Source organism: Pollutimonas nitritireducens (assembly GCF_002849615.1).
Classification (GTDB): domain Bacteria; phylum Pseudomonadota; class Gammaproteobacteria; order Burkholderiales; family Burkholderiaceae_B; genus Pollutimonas; species Pollutimonas nitritireducens.
Map to the genome: position 1 here is coordinate 127855 of NZ_PDNV01000001.1, position 22520 is coordinate 150374.

23 protein-coding genes are annotated in these 22520 nt (G+C 57.9%); 9 read left to right on the plus strand and 14 right to left on the minus strand.

The genetic code is table 11. The annotated features are described in order from the left end of the window. Nucleotides 1-9: 9 nt before the first annotated feature. From CR155_RS00625 to CR155_RS00685, 13 genes are all read right to left on the minus strand, one after another. Nucleotides 10-891, minus strand: a complete 882-nt coding sequence (locus tag CR155_RS00625) for a LysR substrate-binding domain-containing protein (protein ID WP_102068076.1) — start codon at nt 889-891, stop codon at nt 10-12. A 5-nt stretch (nt 892-896) separates the two neighbouring features. Continuing rightward, a complete protein-coding gene (locus CR155_RS00630) occupies nt 897-2849 on the minus strand; it encodes an aconitate hydratase (protein ID WP_102068077.1) in 1953 nt (650 codons plus the stop codon). Beyond that, the gene (locus tag CR155_RS00635; RefSeq protein WP_102068078.1) at nt 2850-4148 is read right to left on the minus strand and encodes a TRAP transporter large permease; all 1299 of its coding nucleotides are present in this window, start codon (nt 4146-4148) and stop codon (nt 2850-2852) included. It abuts the gene before it with no gap. Nucleotide 4149: 1 nt separating this feature from the next. Then, nucleotides 4150-4668, minus strand: coding sequence for a TRAP transporter small permease subunit (locus CR155_RS00640; RefSeq protein ID WP_102068079.1), 519 nt, complete (start codon nt 4666-4668; stop codon nt 4150-4152). Nucleotides 4669-4723: 55 nt separating this feature from the next. After that, nucleotides 4724-5731, minus strand: a complete 1008-nt coding sequence (locus tag CR155_RS00645; protein ID WP_102068080.1) for a TRAP transporter substrate-binding protein — start codon at nt 5729-5731, stop codon at nt 4724-4726. 97 nt (nt 5732-5828) lie between these two features. Beyond that, on the minus strand, nt 5829-6470 hold the full coding sequence (locus CR155_RS00650) for an isochorismatase family protein (RefSeq protein WP_102068081.1): 642 nt from the start codon (nt 6468-6470) through the stop codon (nt 5829-5831). Nucleotides 6471-6711: 241 nt separating this feature from the next. Next, entirely contained in the window at nt 6712-7884 is a 1173-nt protein-coding gene (locus CR155_RS00655) for an acyl-CoA dehydrogenase family protein (protein WP_102068082.1), read from the minus strand. A 353-nt stretch (nt 7885-8237) separates the two neighbouring features. Continuing rightward, the gene (locus CR155_RS00660; protein ID WP_102068083.1) at nt 8238-8594 is read right to left on the minus strand and encodes a hypothetical protein; all 357 of its coding nucleotides are present in this window, start codon (nt 8592-8594) and stop codon (nt 8238-8240) included. A gap of 144 nt (nt 8595-8738) precedes the next feature. After that, entirely contained in the window at nt 8739-9071 is a 333-nt protein-coding gene (locus CR155_RS00665; RefSeq protein WP_102068084.1) for a hypothetical protein, read from the minus strand. A 13-nt stretch (nt 9072-9084) separates the two neighbouring features. Then, nucleotides 9085-9576 (minus strand): GFA family protein, encoded by a 492-nt coding sequence (locus tag CR155_RS00670; protein ID WP_102068085.1) that lies wholly within the window; start codon nt 9574-9576, stop codon nt 9085-9087. A 7-nt stretch (nt 9577-9583) separates the two neighbouring features. Then, complete coding sequence (locus CR155_RS00675; protein WP_102068086.1) at nt 9584-9769, minus strand: hypothetical protein; 186 nt, start codon at nt 9767-9769, stop codon at nt 9584-9586. Between the two features lie 40 nt (nt 9770-9809). After that, nucleotides 9810-10370, minus strand: coding sequence for an RNA 2',3'-cyclic phosphodiesterase (gene thpR, locus CR155_RS00680; protein WP_102068087.1), 561 nt, complete (start codon nt 10368-10370; stop codon nt 9810-9812). A 66-nt stretch (nt 10371-10436) separates the two neighbouring features. Continuing rightward, nucleotides 10437-11555, minus strand: coding sequence for an NADH:flavin oxidoreductase/NADH oxidase (locus CR155_RS00685; protein ID WP_102068088.1), 1119 nt, complete (start codon nt 11553-11555; stop codon nt 10437-10439). 164 nt (nt 11556-11719) lie between these two features. On the opposite strand from CR155_RS00685, the gene argE reads away from it, so the two are divergent. The 9 genes from argE to CR155_RS00730 all read left to right on the plus strand — a co-directional run bounded on the left by argE (nt 11720) and on the right by CR155_RS00730 (nt 22004). After that, nucleotides 11720-12868, plus strand: coding sequence for an acetylornithine deacetylase (argE, locus tag CR155_RS00690; RefSeq protein ID WP_102068089.1), 1149 nt, complete (start codon nt 11720-11722; stop codon nt 12866-12868). Nucleotides 12869-12985: 117 nt separating this feature from the next. Further along, a complete protein-coding gene (locus tag CR155_RS00695; protein ID WP_439650406.1) occupies nt 12986-14539 on the plus strand; it encodes an ABC transporter substrate-binding protein in 1554 nt (517 codons plus the stop codon). A gap of 18 nt (nt 14540-14557) precedes the next feature. Further along, nucleotides 14558-15529: an ABC transporter permease gene (locus CR155_RS00700; protein WP_102068091.1), complete on the plus strand. Its 972-nt coding sequence runs from the start codon at nt 14558-14560 to the stop codon at nt 15527-15529. A gap of 13 nt (nt 15530-15542) precedes the next feature. Continuing rightward, entirely contained in the window at nt 15543-16460 is a 918-nt protein-coding gene (locus CR155_RS00705; protein WP_102068092.1) for an ABC transporter permease, read from the plus strand. A gap of 9 nt (nt 16461-16469) precedes the next feature. Next, nucleotides 16470-18206 carry a dipeptide ABC transporter ATP-binding protein gene (locus tag CR155_RS00710; RefSeq protein WP_102068093.1) on the plus strand — a complete coding sequence of 579 codons (1737 nt, stop codon included), beginning with the start codon at nt 16470-16472 and terminating at the stop codon, nt 18204-18206. Nucleotides 18207-18397: 191 nt separating this feature from the next. Next, nucleotides 18398-18646, plus strand: coding sequence for a GlsB/YeaQ/YmgE family stress response membrane protein (locus tag CR155_RS00715; protein WP_102068094.1), 249 nt, complete (start codon nt 18398-18400; stop codon nt 18644-18646). A gap of 128 nt (nt 18647-18774) precedes the next feature. Further along, nucleotides 18775-19143 carry a YkvA family protein gene (locus CR155_RS00720; protein ID WP_102068095.1) on the plus strand — a complete coding sequence of 123 codons (369 nt, stop codon included), beginning with the start codon at nt 18775-18777 and terminating at the stop codon, nt 19141-19143. Nucleotides 19144-19168: 25 nt separating this feature from the next. Beyond that, nucleotides 19169-20602 carry a DUF2868 domain-containing protein gene (locus CR155_RS00725; protein WP_233213812.1) on the plus strand — a complete coding sequence of 478 codons (1434 nt, stop codon included), beginning with the start codon at nt 19169-19171 and terminating at the stop codon, nt 20600-20602. Continuing rightward, nucleotides 20589-22004, plus strand: coding sequence for a GTPase/DUF3482 domain-containing protein (locus CR155_RS00730; protein ID WP_102068097.1), 1416 nt, complete (start codon nt 20589-20591; stop codon nt 22002-22004). The genes CR155_RS00725 and CR155_RS00730 overlap by 14 nt, the downstream gene beginning before the upstream one ends. Here CR155_RS00730 and CR155_RS00735 read toward each other — a convergent pair. Then, the gene (locus CR155_RS00735) at nt 21991-22467 is read right to left on the minus strand and encodes a TPM domain-containing protein (RefSeq protein ID WP_233213814.1); all 477 of its coding nucleotides are present in this window, start codon (nt 22465-22467) and stop codon (nt 21991-21993) included. The two genes, CR155_RS00730 and CR155_RS00735, sit on opposite strands and share 14 nt — an antisense overlap. Between the last annotated feature and the right edge of the window lie 53 nt (nt 22468-22520).

Consider the following 22520-nt stretch of genomic DNA (forward strand, 5'->3'; position numbering starts at 1 on the left):
TTCAAGTACCTACTCATCCCCGACCAACTGTTGCGCCTCTTTCAAGAATGCGCCTAACGCCTTCTTTTCATTGTCCCGGCGCATCACTCCATAGACGTCTGCCTCCACGATGGTGTCGGTGAGCTTGCATGAAACGATCGCCGGGATTCGAGCACGGGTCGATTGTGGCACGATGGCGATGCCGAGGCCTGCAGCAACCAAATACAGTTGTGCTGGCACTTCTTCAACTGTTTGTGCGATATCAGGTATGAATCCCGCTTCGGCACAGCGCTCGAAAATGCGTTTCGCAAAAGGTGAGCCGTCACGACGTAGCAGGACAAACCGTTCTTTACTCAGTTCGGCGATTCGCAGCTCCTGACGGCTCGCCAGCCGATGCCCAAGTGGAAGCGCCACAACAGCCGGATCGTGCCACAATGGCAGACTGCACAAAAGTCTGTCATCTATTGCAGCCCTCGATATGCTGACATCAATCCGACGCTCGAGAAGCGCCTCGACCTGATCGACCGGACGCATTTCATTAAGCGTTACCTGAACGCTCGGATGCGTACGGGAATACTTGAAAATGAGGCGAGGCAGCGGACCAAGAAAATGCGAGCTCGACAAACCGACCTCAATACGGCCAGCCAATCCTTGCTCCAAGGCGCGCACGCGAATGGTGGCGCGTTTTATTCGATCAAGGGTGGTGCGAGTGTCGATCAAAAAGACGCGTCCAGGTTCCGTGAGTTCCACGCGTCTGCTGGAGCGTTCAAACAACTTCACCCCAAGCTCTGCTTCCAACTGGGCAATTTGCTGACTCAGTGGCGGCTGAGAGATATTCAAGCGATCAGCCGCCCGAGTGAAATTGAGCTCCTCGGCCAAGACGACAAAATAGCGAAGCTGACGTAAGTTCAAGAGGATTATTCGTTTTCAGCCGGTCGACGCTGGTTAATTACGCCGCCGGCCTTCAATATTGTCAACTGACGGGTCGATAAAGCATGCCGTAGTTTAATGATCGGCTGGTTCGCACTACTTGTGCGAGCATGCACCTCTTCGCCAGCGGCCAATTGCTCATGTAAGTCGTTGATAGTAAACAAGGTATCTTGTTCGAATGTTGCATAGTCCAAAGGGTTATCGAATACCAGGGGCAGTATGCCAAAGCTGATCAGGTTCTGCCAATGAATGCGGGCAAATTCTTGTGCTACAACGACTCGCAAACCCAATAAGGCCGGGACGAGCGCCGCATTCTCGCGGCTGGAACCTTGGCCGTAATTTTTTCCGCCGATAATTACATGCCCGCCGGTACGGACATGACTCGATGCACGCTCATAATACGTTGGATCGATGGGCTCGAAGGCGAACTTCGCCGTTTCGTACACGTTGCTCCAGTAAGGTAATACTCTTCCGCCAGCGGGAATGATATCGTCAGTGGAAATATTGTCTCCAACAATAAGCAGCACTGGAATCGCAAGGCTATCCGGCAGTGGATCGATGCGCGGAAGAGATGGCGTGTTTTCCGTTTTTTTCAACGACTTCTTGCGAGCCTCCGCAATCGGTAGCGGCGAAATGAACACCGACTCGTTACTACTAATGCGCATCGGATCTTCAATGCGCGGGTACGGTACGTCCAGGCTGCGTGGGTCAGTTATGGCGCCGTGCAGCGCCGACGCCGCCGCCGTTTCGGGGCTGCACAGGAACACACAATCTTCGCGCGTACCGGAGCGGCCGGGAAAGTTGCGCGGAACCGTGCGTAGGCTATTGCGACCAGCCGCTGGCGCTTGGCCCATTCCTATGCAACCGTTGCATCCGGCTTGGTGTAAGCGCGCTCCAGCTTGAATGAGCTGACCAAGCTCTTTTGTTTCCGCCAGCAATTGAAGTACTTGCCGGGATGATGGATTTATATCCAGCGACACGCCGGGGGCTATGCTGCTGTTTTTCATTATGGCGGCCACCACCGCGAAATCCCGGTAGCCCGGATTACCTGAGGATCCGATGTAAGCTTGATAAATAGGCTGTCCTACGACATCTTTTACCGGAACAACACGGTCCGGGCTGGACGGCAGAGCGATAAGCGGCTCCAGTTTATCCAGGTCGATAATATCGTGCATGTCATATGGGCAACCCTCATCCCTCTGCAAAGGCCGCCAATCCCGTTCACGGCCACGTGAACGTAAAAAGCGAAGCGTTGCATCATCGCTCGGGAATACCGTCGTCGTGGCTCCCAATTCGGTACCCATATTGGCCATTACATGCCGGTCCATAGCGGAAAGGCAAGAGAGCCCTGGCCCGTAATATTCAACTATCGTATCTTTCCCACCACTCACTCCGTATCGGCGAAGCATCTCAAGAGCAATGTCCTTGGCTGACACCCAATCAGGCAAGGATCCTTCAAGCCTGACGCCTAAAATACGCGGCATCGAAATATAGAGAGGCTCGCCCGCCATGGCCAGCGCGACCTCTATTCCTCCCGCACCAATAGCCAACATACCCATGGAGCCCGCGGCAGTGGTATGGCTATCGCAACCAATCAAAGACTGACCTGGAATGCCGAAGCGCTCCATATGCACGGGATGGCTGATCCCGTTACCCGGACCGCTGTACCAGATACCAAAACGCTCGCAGGCGCTTTGAAGGAACAGATGCGAATCAGCATTCAAGTGGTCTTGCTGAACCAGAGAATGGTCAATATACTGGACCGTAGGCTGGGTTTTGACCCGATCTATTCCCATTGCCTCAAGCTCGAGCATGACGAGGGTTCCTAGCACGTCTTGAAGCAAAGCCTGGTCCATATGCAACGCAATTTCCCCTCCGGGGACCAGTTGCCCGTCTACCAGCTTGGAACGAAGCAGTTTGGTGCTTAAATTTTCTTTCATCTACATAAGCCCCGGGAGCCAGAGCGCTATTTGAGGAAACAATGACAGAATAAGAATCGCCAGTGCCTCGACAAGCACGAACGGCAAAGCTCCCCGGATGATATCGTTCAAAGAAAGCTGCGGCGCAATCCCCTTGATAACGTAAAGATTCAAGCCCACAGGTGGGGTAATGACCGCCATTTCACACGTTATGATCAGGACGACTCCGAACCATATCGGGCTGAATCCCAACGCCACGATAACGGGAAGCAGGATAGGCGTGGTAATGAGGATGACGGACACGATATCCAGGAACATCCCGATGACCAACAGGAAGATCAATACCAGTAACAGCACGATCCACGCCGGTTGAGTCAGGTCAGAGACCCAACTGATCAACATTTGCGGAATCATGAGCCGTGTCATGATGTAGCCGAACAATAAGGCAGAGATCAGAATAAGCAATATCATTCCGCTCGTGACGATAGTGGCTCGAAAAATATCTATCGTCGTTGCTACGTTGAGTTCTCTATAGAACAGCGCTACAAGAAAAGCTCCCATGGCACCTAGACCCGATGCTTCTGTGGGCGTTGCGATGCCGAAATAAATGGTACCCAGCACCAGGAGTATCAACAGAATGGGAACCCAGACTTCTTTCAACGCCCGAAGGCGCTGCGACCAGTCTATTTGCGCGGATTCCTTTGGCGCCATTCCCGGGCGCAGTTTAATCAACACTGACAGGTACAGCATCATCAGCCCGGTCAATAATAATCCAGGCAAAATAGCAGCTGTGAATAGCTTTCCAATCGATTGATCTGCCATCTCCCCATAGAGAACAAAGCCGATGCTTGGGGGGATTAGAAGAGCAAGGGATCCGGCAGCAGCGACAGAGCCGCCAGCCAGTCCAGCATCGTAGTTGCGTTTCAACATTTCAGGAATCGCTACGCGGCCTATGGTAGCGGCTCCTGCGACGCTGACGCCGCTCATCGCGCCAAAGACGGCGGAGCTGCCAACGCTAGCTACGGCAAGACTCCCCGGCAATCGATTCATCCATAAATAAAATAGCGTATAGAGACGTCCGCCGATGCTGGTGCGCGCCATTACCTCGCCCATAAGAATGAAAAGCGGAATACAAATAAGTGAATAGCTTGCCAGGCCGCGATGAAGAATCGATGGTATGACGTTAAGCCCGTCTGTGCCTCCATGCAAGAACATGCCCAGCATGCTGGATACGCCGAGCGACGCGAAAATAGGAACGCCAAGCGCCAGCAGCAACGCGAACAAGGCCAGTATCAGCCCGAAGATAGATACGGGATCCAATTCAGTTTTCCTTATTCGGTGTTTCAGCGTCTGGTAGCGCCGTCTGCATAAGCCGGCGTAACGCTACTGCGCCCAACAAAAGGGCGCCAAGAGGTATCAAGGTATAAATGATCCATAAGGGAAACTTCAACAGCGAAGCAGATCGGTAACCCCGTTCGATAGAAGTAAGCACGACGTTGGATCCGGACCAAATAAGAACGGCGCAGAACACGAGGATGGTAAGTTCCGAAGTGGCATTGGCGATTCTCTTCCACCTTCCTGTCAGTCGTAGGTTCAACGCTTCCATGCTCACGTGTCGATCAACCTGATGCACCCATCCTACAGCCGCCCAAGCGACCACCAAAAGAATATACGTACTCACTTCAACAGCATAAACACTGGGGCTACGAAATACGTATCGCGCGATGACCGCATAGACTGTTATCAACATGAGCGCCAATAGCGCTGCTTCGGATATCAGGACGGCAATACGATTTATGCCTTCCGAGACCCGGAAAAACCGCTGAGAAAAGGGGCGCATAAATGCTCTAAGTTAAAAGGCATGTGCCAGGAGGCACATGCCTAAACGAAATTTACTAATTTTTAGTCTTTTCGACGATCTCGAGATAGCGCGGACCATCCGGCACTAGCTTGACCCATTCTTCGATGGCAGGTGCTGTCGCATCGCGCATAGCCTGTAGCGCATCCGCCTCGACGCGGTGCACTTTCACGCCTTTAGCTTCGTAAGTTCCGACCGCTTCCTTGACGAAGGCTGCGACCTGATCAAATTGATCGTTATCTCGTTCCTTGGCTGCCTTACGAAGGATTTCCTGAATATCCGGTGGAAGCGAGTCCCACTTCTTTCGGTTAATGGAAAGTATCGACGTATCCACACCGAAGTTCGCCAGAGACAAATGCTTGGTGACCTCATACAAGCTTCGCCCGATGCCGGTCAGCAACGGCCGTGGAGTACCGTCGATTACACCGCGATCAAAAGCCAGATACAGTTCCGATGACGGCATACCAGTGGGCGAACCACCCATGAGCTGTAGCGCACGCGCATCCAGAGAGCCAGTCGTGGCCCATACTTTGCCTTTAAAGTCGTCGACACTCAATATCGGTTTTTCCCGCGTATAGAATTCGTAAGGATCGAACGGCGCGATTCCCAAAATTACAGTGTCATGCTGTTCTTTAAGGTCTTTAGTGATGCCAAGATCCAGCAACCCCTCGTTCAACGCTCGACGCAGATGCGGCACATCCTGGAACAGGAAAGGGAGTGTAAAAATATTGAGCGCCGGCATGGTACCGCTTAAATACGTGCCAGTCATGTTCACCATATCCACGTCACCGCGTGACAAGGCAGCGAGCTCTTCATAGCCATCGAACAATTGCCCAGAGTGAAACACGTTGATTTTCACCCGGCCATTACTTTCTTTATGTACGGTCTCAACAAACTTTTCTATAGGCTTCCACACGTATTCATACGAAGGCGGCAAGTAAGTCGAGAACGTGAGCTGGATGGGCTTTTCTGCGGCAGCAGTAGTGCCCATGCCCATGCCCATGCACAGGGCTATCGCCGCAGTAATTAACCAATGCTTTTTCATAGTGCTCCTCCTGGATTTTCTGTCATAAGAACGATGGTGACGGATTCTGACGGGTTCATAAGAGCCGCAGCAATAAGCTATACCGCCGGTGAATCACTTAATTGAGCGCCGATGGAGTAACCATATCGTTAAGAATGCCTAGCATGGCATCGAGCTGAAAAACCTCGGCATATTTGCTGGACATGTCTATAAGGTTGCTCTCGTGCTGCGCAGCGGAGCGGTCAGTCACGCAGTCCCGGACAACAAATGGTGGGAAACCATATTGCATCGCGTCGACGACGCTCGCCCGAACACAGCCGCTAGTCGTGCATCCGGCAACAATGAGCATGTCGCATCGCGCAGACGCGAGAATGCCAGCCAGTGCTGTTCCGAAAAACGCTGAAGCTTGCGTCTTCTCGAGTATGAGGTCTACGGCTGCATCGTAGTGCAGACGCGGATCAAGCTCGCACGGAGGCGTGCCGCGCACCAACGAGGATAGCGATCCACACTTTTGTCCCCAGCAACCAAGATCGGCCATATTGGCGCTGTATCCGACTACCGAGAAAATGACAGGACCGATACCGCGCATCGCATCGATCAAGGCGTTCGTCGCCGTAACGGCACTTGAACAGTCGGACGCGAGCGGGCTCACCGCTGTTTCAGTAAACCCGCGTTGAAAGTCAATGACGAGCAGTGCGGGCTTTCGTCCTTGCACAAGTGTGCCGTTGAATCCGCTACGTACGTTAGCATCGTCTCTCATCTTGTCTCCGTTCTTCGAATAGTCTTTAAGGAATTATGGCTCGTATATGCTATAGCTTCCAATATTGTTTTAGTCTTGATCCAGACTTTTTTCGAATAGGTTTGGGAGTCCGCAGCCTCGCTTCTGCTACAGCCTTGCTTATCATGCGACTAAGCGTAACGCATCAGCTAACTTGACCAACGCTGCAACAGCGCAGGCACCACGCATCGGTTGGCGTGGGCCTGACCGGCAACCTGGGACGCTATCTACGCACCGACTCCGCGTGGGATCGCAGCAATTGCCCAGCGATGATGAGCTTCTGGATTTCGCTGGTGCCCTCATAAATGCGCAAGGCACGGATCTCGCGATACAGCCGTTCAACCGGATTGCCGGACACCACGCCCAGGCCGCCGAATAATTGCACGGCTTTATCGATTACGTGCTGCGCTTCTTCGGTGGCGAACAGCTTGGCCATGGCGGCGACCCTTGAAGTCCGCCCGCCCACTACATCCTTGACCCAGGCAGCGCGGTAGACGAGCAAGGCGGCGGCGTCGACGGCCGTGGCCATGTCAGCCAGCTTGTCCTGCGTAAGCTGGAAACTGCCGAGGCTGGCGCCGGATATTTGGCGCTGCGTGACCCTCAGCAGGGTGTGATCCAGCGCGCGGCGCGCCATTCCGACAGCCGACGCGCCCACGCTGGAACGGAATACATCCAGGACGCTCATGGCGATCTTGAATCCGTCTCCTTCCTGGCCCACTAGCGCGTCGGCAGGCACCCGGCAATCAGTAAACCGAAGCGAACCCAAAGGATGCGGCGCAATGACGTCTATGCTTGCGCTGACGGAAAAACCGGGAGTATGGGCGGCAACGATAAAACAGGATAAGCCCTGGGCGCCCGACGCTTCCCGCGTCCTGGCAAACACCACGTACTGATGGGCCAGACCGGCATTCGATATCCACGTCTTCTCGCCGTTGATGACCCAGTCGTCACCGTCTTTGTGCGCGGCGGTCAACATTTCAGCGGGATTGGAGCCCGCTTCTTCTTCGGACAGGGCGAACGCGGCGATGCGATCACCCGCGATCACGCCCGGCAGCCACTCCCGGCGTTGCTCGTCGTTGCCGAACAGCGTAATAGCCGCCGTTCCCAAGCCCTGCATCGCGAAGGCAAATTCCGCCAGGCCGGAGCGGCGCGCCAGCATATCGCGGACAAGACACAAGCTGCGCGAGTCGAGCCGTCCGTCCAGCGACGCGGCATGCTCGAGCCAGCCACCGGCGCCCAGGGTCTTCACCATCTGCGGGGCGATTGCGTACACATCGGCGCCGTCGTGTTCCTGCTGGATCAGTGATTGGAGGTCTTGGTCTGCAAAGCGCTCCAGCCCCTTGAGTTCACGATGCCGGGCATCGAAGAATGGCCACTCCAGTGTCTCGTCGAACATATTTCCTCTTTCGTTTTTCGGGCCGGCGGCTTCGAGCCAGTACCGAGGCGCGCTGTGTCGCATCGGGCATAAGGCTTATCGGGTTGAGGAATGGCGGCCTGATTGGGCGGCAAGCGCAATACGCGCCATTTCCTGTAGTTTGGACCGCTGGAAGAGCGTGGCCCGACTCCTTCCGTGAACTGCAGGAAGTATAGAACCTAAAGCTAGACTATAGAACCGGGGTAACTACTGCTTGTCGCCATTGCAGGGCCCTGACCCTGGTCACGGTCCCGACGCTTACATTCGCGATCATGATGCTGCCGCGATGCAGGAGGGGCCAGCCCGCATCGCAGTGGCAAGCAGCCTCAGGCGTACTAGTTGCCGCCCTTCTTCTTTTCTGTCTTATCCTGATCGGCACTCGTGCCCGGAGGCGTCGCATTCTTGGGTGCTATATCCACAGGCACTCCGCCTATACGTTTGCTGGCTTCAGTACTATCTGTCGCGCCGTCAGCCGATTTTTCGCCCGACTTCATGCCTTCGCCCATCGTAGTGCCCGCCGTACCGCTCTTGCCCGAACTGGCGCTGGTGCCGCCCAGGCTTTCCGTTTTAGGCGTCGGCGCCGTGGAAGGTGCCTGCGTACTTGAACCGCTACTCGTACTGCCCTGCCCATACACCGTTGAAACCACGGCGAACGGCAAGGAACAGATCGCAATCGCTAAAAGCTTTTTCATGGTGATCTCCTGGTAGACGACCGAATGGGTCCCTGACCCACGAGCAATTCCTGTGCCCCGGTCGGCACCCTGGGAAGCCGGCCCGGTAGCCCTGTTTGCACGAACTCACGAAACACCCGTCGCCCCGGCATCTGCGGCCATCACCTACTGCCCCGACAACGCCCAAACCGCCACACCAATCGCTACCATGGCAACCACCACCGCTCCCACCGCAAGTCGCCTCAAAAACATGATCTGTTGCTGCAACTGCGCAGCAGCCTTATCGACCCCTTCGATCGTCTCCTTTAACTGCAGGGCCAGCCCCTTCACCGCCTCCGCATTGTGGCTTACCGCCGCCTGGAGTTCACGAATCTGTTGCGGCACCACTTCTTCCAGTTTTCCACCCGGCGGCTTGGTCGTGAACATCGGCACCGCTGCGGAAACGATCTGCGTAATATAAGGAAGCGCCACCTTCAGCACTGGAAGAAAAGCTGCCATGAATTATTCCTGTTCAACTCGATGTCAGTCCCAAACGCCCATGCCAATCGGCAATCGACTCGTCTGGAAAACCATCGAACAATTTATCGCCTGGCCCCGCCTGCACTTCGACCCATGACGCCTTCGAACCCAGTAGCAAGTGAGTATGCTCAGGCGGTACTGGAAGCGGGGTATCTATGGCGGAAGCAAACGGGTGGATCAGCTCGGGCCATTCCGGGCTGAACAGCCAGAGCGCGCTTCCGCAACGTTTGCAAAAATGCCGTTCGGCACTGCTGGTGCGAGCCGCTTGCTGACCAGGCTCTTGAAGCTTGGCATGATACACCGACACATTGGCGCCGCCCCTGACATGCATCGTTTCGGCGTCTCCGGACAGGTTGATGGAATAGCCGCCGCCGCCTTGCGTCTTGCGGCATATCGAACAGTAGCAACGTTGATAGGGATAAGGCCCCGAACTTGAAACCGTGAACCTCACGGCGCCGCAATGGCATGATCCTTCGAGTTGCATCGCGTACTCACTTTTCTTTTTTGTTCTCGCCACCCTCATGCTTGCCACTTTCCGGGCTAGGGTCTTGCAAGAACTTGCTCAGGTATTCGTCCTCACGCTGGGGACGGTCGTCCGCGGGATCCGGCACGACTTTATTTTTCGAGTCGTCCGCTTCCGGATTCTTTGGATGTGACGTCTTGGATTGATCGGGCATGACTGGCCTCCGCATAAGATCATGTATTCAATCTGGCGAGTCAGCAAGTGAGGTGCCTGGTGGGCAGACGGGCCAGGATCTCGTAACGTGACCCGCCTTCGGCCGGGCGCGAAGCCACCAATACGCAGTGCTCCGGCCTCCACGTCAAGGGAGGCCGCGCAAGTGCATCGAGCCCGCATGGCCCGGCCTTGCGCAGCAATGAGACGTGCGGCCTGAATACGGATGCCGGACGTTCCCAGCCGGCGGTCTCCAGGTGCGACCACAGCGTGGCGTAGGCCTCGTCCAGCCACGGGATGCGGTCATCATCATCGGCGGAGGGTCCTGCCCAAACCACGCGCGGACCAGCGAAGCGCCCGAAGCGCTTCAATTGCAGCATGCCGACCGGCATGGACCAATCCGGTGCCGCGCGCACGAGTTCCCGTGTCCGCTCTTGCGGCGTATTGCCCAGGAACGCCAAGGTCAGGTGCAGGTTTTCAGGCCGCATCAAGCGGCCTCCGCATAGTGCATGGGCGTCACGCGCCCACGCCATGATCTCGTCAGCCGTTGCGGCCGAAGGCCACAAGGCGAAGAACAGGCGGCGCGAGTCTGGATTCATAGTCATGCCTCATCGTTTCAGTCGGGCGCCCCCGGCTCCCGAACATAGACGACTGTGCCGTCCTTATTGCTGCTACCGCATACCGAAACTGGTTTCCCCAAAAACCCTGTTCTTGCCTGCGGGCAATGCGCGCCAGTATTGGGACGGGCCTTGCACCTGTCCGCCGAGTTCGGCGGCGGCATGCCAGGCCCAGCGCGGATCATAGAGCGCCGCCCGGCCCAAGGCGACCATGTCGGCCTTGCCCTGCGTGATGATGTCCTGGGCTTGCTGTGCGGAGGTGATCAGGCCGACGGCTATGGTGGGCAAACCGACCTCGCGCTTCAAAGTTTCGGCGAGGGGGACCTGGTAGCCTGGGCCCACGGGAATTTGCTGCTCGGGCGATACACCGCCGCTGGACACATCGATCCAGTCAGCACCCAACTGCTTCACACGCAATGCAAATTCGACCGTCTGGTCCAGGGTCCAGCTTGGTACCGAGTCCACCCAATCCGTGGCGGATACGCGTATGCCCAGGGCCATTCCGTCGGGAATCGCGGCACGGACGTCCTGGAAAACCTCAAGCGGAAAACGCATGCGGTTTTCCAGTATTCCACCGTACTCATCGCTGCGCTGGTTCGAGATCGGCGACAGGAACTGATGCAACAGGTAGCCGTGCGCGGCGTGCAGTTCTATGGCGTCCAGGCCCAGGCGTACCGCGCGCCGGGCCGCGTCGACGAATGCCTTCTTGATGCCAGCCAAGTCCTCGACGGTCAGTGCGCGCGGCGGCGGCTCGCTGTGTTTGTGCGCCAATGCGGACGGCGCCACCGGAAGCCAGCCCCCTTTATCCTGCGCGATCAGCTGGCCGCCGTCCCAGGGAGCGGCGCTGGAGCCTTTGCGCCCGGCGTGCCCTAATTGAATCGCCAGCCGAATGCCCGACGTGGCGCGCAGCACCTTGACGACGGCGGCCAATGCCGCTTCGTTATCGTCGTTCCATAGTCCCAGGCATCCGGGCGTGATGCGCCCTTCTGCAGTCACCGCAGTCGCTTCGATGCACAACAGTCCGGCGCCGCCCAGCGCAAGGCTGGACAGGTGCGCCATATGCCAACTGGTGGCGTTTCCATCAACCGCCGAGTACTGGCACATGGGCGAAATAACGATACGGTTGGCCAGCGCGACGTTGCGCAACTTGATAGGATCGAAAAGCTCGGACATTAGTCTCCCTTGGTGTTGGGGCAGGAAAAAGGTTACATACTTAATAAAAAAGAAATGGATGGTCGCGGTTGCCACTGCGGGCATACCCCAACGTCAACCCATTGACGTTCGAACCGGCACTTCGCTAACATCGGCGATTACCCCTGCCATCGGAGATTTCCGCAGTGAAACCCCAGTCCCTGGCCATGATAACCAAGCTTGTCGGTTTTGATACCGTATCACACAACTCAAACCTACAACTCATTCACTATATACGGGACTATCTTGCCGATCATGGCGTGCAAAGCCATCTGGTCGGCAACCCCGAGGGGACCAAGGCAAATCTGTTCGCTACGGTCGGTCCGAATGTCGAAGGCGGCATCGTCCTGTCCGGCCATACCGATGTCGTGCCGGTCGATGGGCAACCCTGGGACACTGACCCTTTCGTCATCGAACAAAAAGACGGCCGCCTGTACGGGCGTGGCACCAGCGACATGAAGGCGTTTTCAGCCGTGGCCTTGGCCATGGTCCCCGACATGCTCAAGAAAGGCCTGAAGCGCCCCATCCATTTTGCACTCAGTTATGACGAGGAGATCGGATGCTTTGGCGCTCCCTCCATGATAGCCAGGCTGGTCACCGATATTGCCAAACCCGGCGCGGTCATCGTCGGCGAACCCACCAGCATGCGCCCGATCGTGGCACACAAAGGCATTGCCGCCCTGCGTACCACCATTGTGGGCCATGAAGCACACTCCAGCCAGGTGCAGCGCGGCGTAAGCGCCGTAACCACCGCTGCACGGCTCATCACTTTCATCGACGACATGATGGCCGGCAACAAGGCCAGCGCCGACCCTGACTGCCGCTTCGAGCCGCCTTATACCACCCTGCATGTCGGTGTTGTGCACGGCGGTACCGCGCTCAACATTATTTCCCGCGAATGCTCTTTCGTCTGGGACATACGCGCGCTGCCTGGTGACGATTGGCGCAGCTACCTGGACCGGTTCCAGCAGTATGCCGATACCCTGCTGCCGGCCATGCGCGCGATAGCGCCGGCGGCGTCCATCACGACAGAAATCATGGCAGACGCTCCGCCCTTGCAGGACAAAGGCGGGGCCGCCCAGGAACTCATCTTCAGCTTGTGCGGCCACACACATGGCGATGTGGTTCCGTATGCGGCCGAGGCGGGACAATTCCAGGAAAGCGGCTTCTCTGTCGTACTCTGCGGTCCCGGCTCCATCGACCAGGCGCACCAGCCTAACGAATACATCGACATATCGCAGGTGACCGCCTGCGAAAAATTCCTGGAAGAGGTCACTGATCAATTATCACGGTAGTTCTGTTGAACGCATGGCAGTCCTGTTACACGCGGCATTCCTATAAAACCAGCGCAGGAGATCAGCATGAAATTCAAGCAACTCATCAAACACACCGCAATTGCGGCCACACTCGCCATGAGCGTCGGTTTATCGCAATCGGTGGACGCCAAAACACTGCGATGGGCCTATCAGGGCGACATGATGTCACTGGATCCCATGGCACTGAACGAAACGTTCACCTTGGGGTTTCAGAGCTGGTTTTATGAAACGCTGACTGCTTACGATAAGGATCTGAAGCTGGTTCCCATGCTGGCCGAGAAATGGGAGAATCCCGAACCTACAAAATGGATCTTCCACCTGCGCAAGGGTGTCACCTTCCATGATGGCAGTCCCTTCACCGCCGACGACGTGATCTTTTCATGGAAACGCAGCCAGACGGCAGGCTCGGACATGAAAGCATACGGAGCAAAGGCGGCCGACATCAAGAAAATCGACGACCACACGATCGAGGTCACCACTCCTACACCCAACCCGATCCTGCCTCGTGACTGGACTTTCCTCTACATCATGAGCAAGCCGTGGGCCGAAAAGAACAAGACGGTCGAAGCCACCAACGTCAAGGGTGGCGAAAGCAATTATGCCAACCTGCATGAAAATGGTACCGGACCTTTCATGGTGGTTGATCGCGCTCCTGACGTCAAGACGACACTCAAGCGCTATGACGGGTACTGGAACAAGAATATGCCCACGAACGTGACCGAGGTCGTATTCCAGCCCATCACCCAGGAATCGACCCGCGTCGCCGCCCTGATTTCAGGCGAAATGGACATTGTCATACCTGTACCGGTGCAAGACTGGCCGCGCCTGGAAAAAGAGCCCAATGTCCAGGTCATGAACGAACCCGAGGCCCGCACTGTCTTCATCGGTATGGATCAACACCGCGACGAGCTGCTCTTCTCCAATGTCAAAGGCAAGAATCCGTTCCAGGACCAACGTGTCCGCCAGGCCGTCAATCTGGCCGTCGATACGCGGGTCATCAACCAGAAAATCATGCGCGGCGCAGCGAATCCCCTGGGCACGCTCATCGCCGACAAAATCAACGGCTACGATTCTTCATTTGGTGCGCCCTACAAGACCGACGTCGAAAAAGCCAAGAAACTATTGGTCGAAGCCGGCTACCCTGATGGCTTCAGCGTGCAGCTCGACTGCCCTAACGACCGCTATGTCAACGACGAGAAAGTGTGCCAGGCGGTTGCCAGCATGCTGGCTCGCGTAGGCATCAAGATCGACCTCCTGGCGCAAACCAAGTCCAAGTATTTTGCCAAGATCCTGCTGCAGGCGGGCAACAACACCAGCATGTATATGCTGGGATGGACGCCCAGTTCCATTGATGCGGCCAACGCGCTGACTAACCTGGTCGGATGCCGCGACGCGAAGACTGCGACAGGCCAGTTCAATTTGGGCGGCTACTGCAACAAGGAAATCGATGCCTTGACCGCCAAGATCGACGTCGAAACAGACCAGGCCAAGCGCAATGCCATGATCAAGGAAGCGTTCACCATGTTGCACAACGACTTCGGCTACCTGCCATTGCACCAGCAGCCGATGTCATGGGGTGTGCGCAAGGGAATCACGGTAGCCCAACGTGCCGACGACGTGCTCGACATCCGCAACGTGGTCATGCCTTGAACCATCCGTAACCAGGACATGCTTAATTTCATTGCCCAACGGGTGCTCCAGTCGATCTTCGTCATGCTCGCCGTAGGGCTCATTGCTTTTGCAATGTTCCGCTACGTCGGCGACCCCATCAATAACATGGTGGGCCAGGACACAACCCTGGAACAACGCGCCGAGATGCGTAAGCAACTAGGACTGGACGACCCGTTCCTGGTCCAGTACGTCCGATTCATCGGCAATGCGGCACAGGGCGATTTTGGCGTTTCCTACCGCCAGCGCCGCCCGGTCAGCGATCTTATTGAAAGCCGCCTGCCCGCCACGCTCGAACTTTCCCTGGTCTCCGCCCTTATGGCCTTGTTCCTGGGTATTCCCATGGGCATTTATACGGCCCTGAAACGCAATGGTGTGTTGTCGCGCAGTTTCATGGCCTTGTCACTCATAGGTATATCGCTCCCCACCTTTCTGATTGGTATCCTGATGATCCTGGTCTTCGGCGTCATGCTGCGCTGGCTGCCCAGTTTCGGACGCGGCGACGTCGTGCAACTGGGATGGTGGTCCACCGGCTTCCTGACCAAGAGCGGCTGGCAATCACTGATCATGCCTGCCTTCACACTCGCACTGTTCCAGATGACGCTCATCATGCGGCTGGTGCGGGCTGAAATGCTGGAGGTCATGCAGGCCGACTTCATCAAGTTCGCACGGGCGCGCGGTCTGCCTGACCGCCTGATCAATTTCCGCCATGCGCTGAAAAATACCCTGGTGCCCGTGATAACGATCACCGGACTGCAATTAGGGTCGATCATTGCTTTTTCCATCATTACGGAAACTGTGTTCCAGTGGCCTGGCATGGGCCTGCTGTTCATCCAGTCGATCGGCGCGGTCGACATACCCGTGATGGCAGCCTACCTCTTATTGATCGCGTTCTTTTTCGTGATCATTAATCTCATTGTCGATCTATTGTATTTCGCTGTCGACCCACGACTGCGGGTACAGAAAGCCTAGAAGGTATCAATCGATGGCCCAGAATGCCTTCTCGCGCCTGTATCACAGCGATATCGTCTACAGCTTCAGCCGGTCGCCCACCGCCATCATTTCGGCTGCCGTCGCGTTCATCATCATCGTTGGCGCGCTGGGGGCGCCTCTCTTCGCGCCGCATAATCCATTCGACCTGTCCACGCTGGATCTGCTCGACGCCAATATTCCGCCGGCATGGTCGGCCAACGGCGACCCACGCTTCCTCCTGGGCACTGACGACCAGGGCCGCGACATGCTTTCGGCGATCCTGTACGGCTCGCGCATCTCGCTGTTTGTGGGCTTTGCGTCGGTGCTGTTTTCGCTGGTCATCGGCGTGTCTCTGGGACTGATCAGTGGCTATGTGGGCGGCCGTGTCGATAGCGTGATCATGCGCATTGCCGACGTGCAACTGTCGTTTCCCGCGATACTCATTGCACTGCTGATAGACGGAATCGCGCGCGGCTTGCTGCCTCGCGACTCCCAGGACAGCCTTTCGCTGTATGTGCTCATATTCGCCATCGGCATTTCGGGTTGGGTGCAGTACGCTCGCACCGTGCGCGGCGCCACCATGGTCGAGCGCAACAAGGAATATGTGCAGGCCGCGCGCCTGATCGGCATGCGCCCGTTCATGGTGTTGCGCCGTCATATCCTGCCCAACGTGATGGGGCCAGTCCTGGTCATTGCCACCATACATCTGGCCGTGGCCATCATTACCGAGGCGACCTTGTCTTTCCTGGGCGTAGGCATCCCACCCACGACGCCCTCGCTGGGCACGCTCATCCGCATTGGCAACAGTTATCTGTTCTCGGGCGACTGGTGGATCTCCATTTTCCCGGGTATCGCGCTGGTCTTGCTGGCCTTGTCGGTCAATCTGCTGGGCGATTGGCTGCGCGATGCGCTCAATCCCAAGCTCCGCTAAGGCATACCCATGGCACTGTTGGACATTGAGAATCTGCGCATCGAGTTTTCCAGCCGACGCGGTAATGTGGTGGCAATCCAGGACGTTAGCCTGTCACTGGAAAAAGGCGAGATCCTGGGTGTGGTCGGTGAATCGGGCGCCGGCAAATCCACCATAGGCAACGCGGTGATCGGACTGCTCGAAGCCCCCGGCAAGATGACAGGTGGCGCCGTGCTGCTGAATGGAGAACGTATCGACAAACTGTCTGCGGCGGCATTCCGGCTGGTGCGCGGCCGGCGCATAGGAATGATTTTCCAGGATCCCCTTACATCCCTGGATCCCCTGCAGACCATCGGCCAACAACTCGTCGAAACCATGCAGGTGCATCTGCAACTTACTCAGCAACAAGCCTCGGCACGGGCGATTGAGCTCCTGGAAAGTGTGGGCATCGAACAGGCCCGCATACGCCTGCAACACTACCCTCACCAGTTCTCGGGCGGCATGCGGCAACGCGTGGTCATTGCGCTGGCCTTGTGTTGTGAACCGGAAGTCATCATTGCCGACGAACCCACCACGGCGCTGGACGTCTCGATCCAGGCACAGATACTTGACCTCTTGCGCAAGCTCTGCAAAGAGAAGCAAGTTGGCATGATCCTGATCACGCACGACATGGGCGTCATCGCCGAAGTGACCGATCGCGTCGCTGTCCTGTACCGCGGCAAGCTGGTCGAGGAAGGCCCCACCAGGCGTTTGCTGAGCAATCCGCAACACCTCTATACCAAAAGCCTGATTTCAGCGGTACCACGTTCAGATATCAAGCTGCGACGCTTTCCCATGGTCACCTACATCGAGGACGTGATTGCGCCGTCCCTGCGAAGCAACCTGGCGACCGCGACCCGCTGGATGGGCGAGCACCGCGACTATGGCGCCAGCTCGGACAGGCCGCTGTTGCAGGTCGAAAACCTGAGCATGCGGTTCGTGCTGAAGAATGCCTTTCGCAAACGAAATCGCGTCATGCTGGACGCGGTGAAAAACGTCAGCTTCTCCATCAAGGCCGGCGAAGTATTCGGTCTGGTCGGTGAATCCGGCTCCGGCAAGTCGACCATCGCACGCCTGATCGCGGGCTTGTATCAAACCACCAACGGCTCGGTCATTTTCAACGACGTCAATGTCACGCAACTGACCGATGCGAAAACCACGAATGCTTTCCGGCGACAGATCCAGATGGTGTTCCAGGACCCTTTCTCGTCCCTGAACCCGCGTATGCGCATCCTGGACATCGTGGCAGAACCCATACGCTTTCACAAACTGGCCAGGACCGAAGCCCTGACGCGGCAAATCGTCAGCGGCCTGCTCGACTACGTGGGCCTGGGCGACCAGGCACTGTTGCGTTTTCCACACGAATTTTCCGGCGGCCAGCGACAGCGGATATGCATTGCCCGTGCGCTTGCCACCCGACCGCGCTTCCTCATTTGCGATGAACCTACATCGGCGCTCGACGTATCCATACAGGCGCAAATTCTCAATCTGCTGAAAGACCTCCAGGAATCGTTGGGGCTGACGATATTGTTCATCAGCCACGACCTGCCCGTCATACGCCAGATGTGCGATCGCGTAGGCGTCATGCGCCACGGAGAACTGTTGGAAGTCGCTGACACCGAGGCGCTGTTTTCCAATGCGCGGCATGACTACAGCAAGCATCTACTTTCCTTGATGCCCAGCCTGGATTTCCTCTCGCGCGATGGGCTGCAGGTCGAAGCGGGGTAGTTCCATCAGTATGGCGCGCTTCCCGGGGCGTTACACCATCGTGATTGTTTAACGTTTGGACACCAAAATAACAGTGATGGGCTGGACGCTTTCGGGCGGCCTCCCTATGATGGATGCATCCAGGCTCTACCAAACCTGGCCCAGAAATGTTTCATCGTGCACCTTCCATCAACTTTATAGGATAAACCTCCATGGGCATTATCGGCATGATCGTAGTGGGTTTCATTGTCGGACTGATCGCGAGGGCAATCATGCCGGGCGAGCAGAAGTTCGGAATCATTTTGACCATCATCCTGGGGATCGTAGGCGCCGTCGTTGCGGGGTATCTGGGCAGCGCATTAGGTTTATATCAAGCCGGTGAAGGCGTGGGCTGGATCGCGTCCATCATAGGTGCGATTATCGTGCTGTTCATCTATGGGTTGATTGTCAAGAAACGCTGACCGCGTTTGCCTCATGCCGTTTTGTGGGGCGCGCGCAGACAGGTCGTTCAGAGGCACTCCGATACGTCGGAGTGCCTCTGCTTTTGTCTACAATAGGACATCCGCTCAGCCCGCCGCCTGGAGGCATCATGGACGAATCTCGATACCGGACCGAATACACGCCGCGCCGTTTTTGGCACAAGCTGGGACCGCTTGCGCAGTCGGCCGGCCGCGGCACACTGGAAAAGGCGCTCTATCTCTACTATGCCGTGCAAAATGACCACACGCCGAAATGGGCAAAACGTGTCATATATGGCGCGCTGGGTTATTTCATCCTGCCGCTGGATGCCATACCCGACCTTGCCCCTCTCATCGGTTATACCGATGACCTCAGCGTCATGGCCGCCGCTCTGGCAACGGTAGCGTTCTACATCACCCCGGAAGTCAAGGAGCAGGCCCACCGCAAACTTGATATATGGTTCCGCAAGCCCGGCTCCCGCGCCTACACGGATGCCTGACGGGCGGTCACAGGCACGGCCATATGTGCCCGGCTTTGTCGATTACTGGCAAGCCGAGACGCTGCGCCTGCGCGAAGCCCTCTGCGGCCCGCTCGAGGACGCCAGCGAGGTCCGCCACGTCCGCGCGCAGGCAGCCAGCCACCCGCAGAAAATCCTGTTGCGCGCGCGACTGCTTGCCAAGCGCGAGGGTATCGACCAACTCATAGCCAAATGGATACAGGGCGCCAGGCTGACATTGCTGGGCCTCGTGATCGCCGCACTTCTGGCCGGCGCAGCGGCCGCTTCCGGCGCATTGGGCGATGGCAGCCGCCCTGTCAATATATTGCTGGCGCTCACCGCTCTGCTGGGTCTGAATTTACTGGCGTTCGTGTTCTGGCTAGCCAGCTTTCTTGTGCATTCGGGCACCAGCGGTTCTTACCTCGGCGAAATATGGCTATGGCTGACGAGCAAGCTGGCGCGAGGGCCCGATGCCGCCCTGATCCCTCGGGCATTCGTCGAAGTGCTGGGGCGCAACAACACCTTGCGCTGGATGCTGGGCGCCATCAGCCACGGCCTCTGGGCCGTCGCGCTGTCGGGCATGCTGCTTACCCTGCTGGCCATGCTGTCCGCCCGGCGCTATGGATTCAATTGGGAAACAACTCTGCTGTCGGCCGACACGTTCGTGGCCGTCACCGCCGCGCTGGGCTGGCTGCCCTCCTTACTGGGCTTTGCCGTACCGTCTGAAGCCGTCGTGCGTGCCAGCAACGGTTTGCTGGTGCTGCCGGAATCGGCACGCGTCCTGTGGTCGAGCTGGCTGATAGGCTGCGTAGTCACCTACGGTCTCATCCCTCGCGTACTGGGCCTGGCCCTGGCCATCGTCATGGGTCGCCGAAACCGGGCCGCCATCGGTCTTGATGAAAGTCTGCCGGGCTATGTCGAACTGCGCTCCCGCCTTTCACCCCCCAGCGTCAGGATGGGCACCGATGCGCCTGACGGGCCCCAATTCCAATCCCGGATTTACGCACGCCATCCGGGCCGATCCGAGCCGGATCAGTTGTTGCTGGCCGGCATCGAGCTCGCGCCCGATACCCCTTGGCCGCCAGCCATTCTTCCTGACGGCGTTATCGATCTGGGGGTAATCGACACGCGCCTGCAACGCAGCACACTGCTGGACCAGCTGCAGCAACACCCGCCGCTGCGGCTGCTCGCCATCTGCGATCCACAACAGACCCCTGACCGCGGGACTATCGCCCTGCTGGCCGAGCTGGCCAGTCTGGCCGCGCAAACGCACATCGTACTGCCCGCCAGTCACGCAAGCGATGATGCGCTGGTATCACGGGCCGCGGCGTGGCGCGATCGCCTTGCCGCGGCCGGATTCGCGGCGGAGCAACTGCACACAGACGCGGGCCCGGGATTGGCCTGGTTGGCCGGGCCGCTGTGCACCGCCACCGATGCAGGAGCCTCGCATGCCCACTCCTGACGCTCCACTGAGACTGGCCGTTGTCGGTCACACCAACACCGGAAAAACATCACTGCTGCGCACGCTGACCCGTGATCCGGACTTTGGTGTGGTCGAGGACAGCCCCGGCACCACACGTCACGTGGAAGGCGCTCGCCTGCTGGTTGATGGTTCAGTCGCTGTGGAACTCTATGACACACCGGGCATGGAAGATGGCATCGCCTTGCTGGACTATCTTGATCAGCTGGCAAGGCCGGCCGAGCGTATCGACGGACCCGAGCGCATACGCCGCTTTCTGGCCAGTCCTGAAAGCGGCCGCCGGTTCGAGCAGGAAGCGCGCGTGCTGAAGAAGCTTCTGGACTGCCACGCAGGCCTGTACGTCGTGGACGTGCGCGACCCGGTGCTGGGCAAGCATAAAGATGAACTGGCCATACTTGCCAGCTGCGGGCATCCTCTTGTGCCGGTACTGAACTTCACACACAGTCCCCAGCAACGGCTGGCCATGTGGCGCGAAGCACTTGCGCGGCTCGGTCTGCACGTCAGTGTCGAATTCGATACCGTTGCGCCTGCGCTCGATGGCGAAACCCAGCTATACGAAAAGCTGGCGTTGGTCCTCGACGGCCACGCGGGTCCGCTGCAGGCGCTCAAGCACGACGTGGCACAACAGCGCGACGTGCGCCGACGCGACGCCATGCGCATGATTGCCGAACTGCTCATCGATGTTGCCGCCTTCCACCTGGCCAGCGAGCCCGGACAGGAAGCTATCGAGGCAAGCACCCAGGCCTTGCGCAGGAAGGTGCGGGAGCGCGAGAATCTGTGTGTGCAGGCTTTGCTGAAACGCTATAACTTCAACCCGCGCGATTTTCCGGCGTACGCGCTGCCGCTGGAAGGCGAACGCTGGGGCATGGACCTGTTTCATCCCCAGGCACTCAAGGACGTCGGCATCCACGTCAGCAAAGGCATGGCTGCCGGCGCCATGGCCGGCGCGACGCTGGACGTATTCACCGCCGGCATCAGTCTGGGCGCGGCGACCTTGGTGGGAGCCGCCGCGGGCGGCCTGTGGCAGGGCGCTGACAAGCTGGGCAAGCGTGTCGTCGGGCGCTTGAAGGGGTACCAGGAACTAAGCGTGGGTGACGGCGTATTGCGCTTGCTGGCCATACGCCAGTTGGCGCTGGTGCACGCTCTCGAGCGGCGCGGCCATGCCGCTCAGGGGCCAATACGGCTGGACAGCGTGCGTGGCGACACTGCCATCGCGTCCAATGATGGGTCGCTCGAGACCTGGCGCAACGACAAGCTTGCGCCAGAGCTGCTGGAGGCGCGCAGCCAGCCGCAATGGTCCAGCCTTGGCACACATTACGATGCCGGAGCACGGCGCCCGCAGGCCATCCGTACGCTTGCCGAGAGCCTGTTCAAAGAAGTGTAGGATCGTTGGGCAAGTCGTTGGTGTTGATGTAGCCTTGCGCCAAAGGCGGACAGCGCGCACGCAATATCACCTCGATGTCGTCGATTGCCGCCAGTATGCCCGATGCATATTCCTTGCTGCGCAGCCGCGTCCTGAGATTGGCGCAGACGTTTTCCCACATGTCGTCGGTGGCGGCAATTGCGCGGTCGCTGACGATTTCAATGCGGTGCTTGTCGAGCGCCAGGTAAAGCAGCACTCCGGTGTTCAGCGGAGTGTCCCAGACGCGCAAGCGACCGAACACTTCCAATGAGCGACAGCGGCTGTCGGGTTCATGTGCCGGACTCACGGCTTCGATGGCCACCACCAATTCGCCCGTGTGATCGAGTTCGCTTTGTTTGATCCGACTGGCGATCTGCGCGAGGACCTCTGGCGTAAAGTGCCTGCGCCGCAGCCACTGGCCCTCAACGGTGGACCAGCCAGTCATTTGCTTCCACTTCCCACCCTCTTGACGCACGTCATCCCCCTGATTTTTTAACA

Excerpts from the sequence above, each read along its gene's own strand:
- CR155_RS00630 (WP_102068077.1), bottom strand. The coding sequence starts at position 2,849 with ATGAAAGAAAATTTAAGCACCAAACTGCTTCGTTCCAAGCTGGTAGAC.
- CR155_RS00640 (WP_102068079.1), bottom strand. The coding sequence starts at position 4,668 with ATGCGCCCCTTTTCTCAGCGGTTTTTCCGGGTCTCGGAAGGCATAAAT.
- CR155_RS00645 (WP_102068080.1), bottom strand. The coding sequence starts at position 5,731 with ATGAAAAAGCATTGGTTAATTACTGCGGCGATAGCCCTGTGCATGGGC.
- CR155_RS00650 (WP_102068081.1), bottom strand. The coding sequence starts at position 6,470 with ATGAGAGACGATGCTAACGTACGTAGCGGATTCAACGGCACACTTGTG.
- CR155_RS00655 (WP_102068082.1), bottom strand. The coding sequence starts at position 7,884 with ATGTTCGACGAGACACTGGAGTGGCCATTCTTCGATGCCCGGCATCGT.
- CR155_RS00660 (WP_102068083.1), bottom strand. The coding sequence starts at position 8,594 with ATGAAAAAGCTTTTAGCGATTGCGATCTGTTCCTTGCCGTTCGCCGTG.
- CR155_RS00665 (WP_102068084.1), bottom strand. The coding sequence starts at position 9,071 with ATGGCAGCTTTTCTTCCAGTGCTGAAGGTGGCGCTTCCTTATATTACG.
- CR155_RS00670 (WP_102068085.1), bottom strand. The coding sequence starts at position 9,576 with ATGCAACTCGAAGGATCATGCCATTGCGGCGCCGTGAGGTTCACGGTT.
- CR155_RS00675 (WP_102068086.1), bottom strand. The coding sequence starts at position 9,769 with ATGCCCGATCAATCCAAGACGTCACATCCAAAGAATCCGGAAGCGGAC.
- thpR (WP_102068087.1), bottom strand. The coding sequence starts at position 10,370 with ATGACTATGAATCCAGACTCGCGCCGCCTGTTCTTCGCCTTGTGGCCT.
- CR155_RS00685 (WP_102068088.1), bottom strand. The coding sequence starts at position 11,555 with ATGTCCGAGCTTTTCGATCCTATCAAGTTGCGCAACGTCGCGCTGGCC.
- CR155_RS00695 (WP_439650406.1), top strand. The coding sequence starts at position 12,986 with ATGAGCGTCGGTTTATCGCAATCGGTGGACGCCAAAACACTGCGATGG.
- CR155_RS00700 (WP_102068091.1), top strand. The coding sequence starts at position 14,558 with ATGCTTAATTTCATTGCCCAACGGGTGCTCCAGTCGATCTTCGTCATG.
- CR155_RS00705 (WP_102068092.1), top strand. The coding sequence starts at position 15,543 with ATGGCCCAGAATGCCTTCTCGCGCCTGTATCACAGCGATATCGTCTAC.
- CR155_RS00710 (WP_102068093.1), top strand. The coding sequence starts at position 16,470 with ATGGCACTGTTGGACATTGAGAATCTGCGCATCGAGTTTTCCAGCCGA.
- CR155_RS00715 (WP_102068094.1), top strand. The coding sequence starts at position 18,398 with ATGGGCATTATCGGCATGATCGTAGTGGGTTTCATTGTCGGACTGATC.
- CR155_RS00720 (WP_102068095.1), top strand. The coding sequence starts at position 18,775 with ATGGACGAATCTCGATACCGGACCGAATACACGCCGCGCCGTTTTTGG.
- CR155_RS00730 (WP_102068097.1), top strand. The coding sequence starts at position 20,589 with ATGCCCACTCCTGACGCTCCACTGAGACTGGCCGTTGTCGGTCACACC.
- CR155_RS00735 (WP_233213814.1), bottom strand. The coding sequence starts at position 22,467 with ATGACTGGCTGGTCCACCGTTGAGGGCCAGTGGCTGCGGCGCAGGCAC.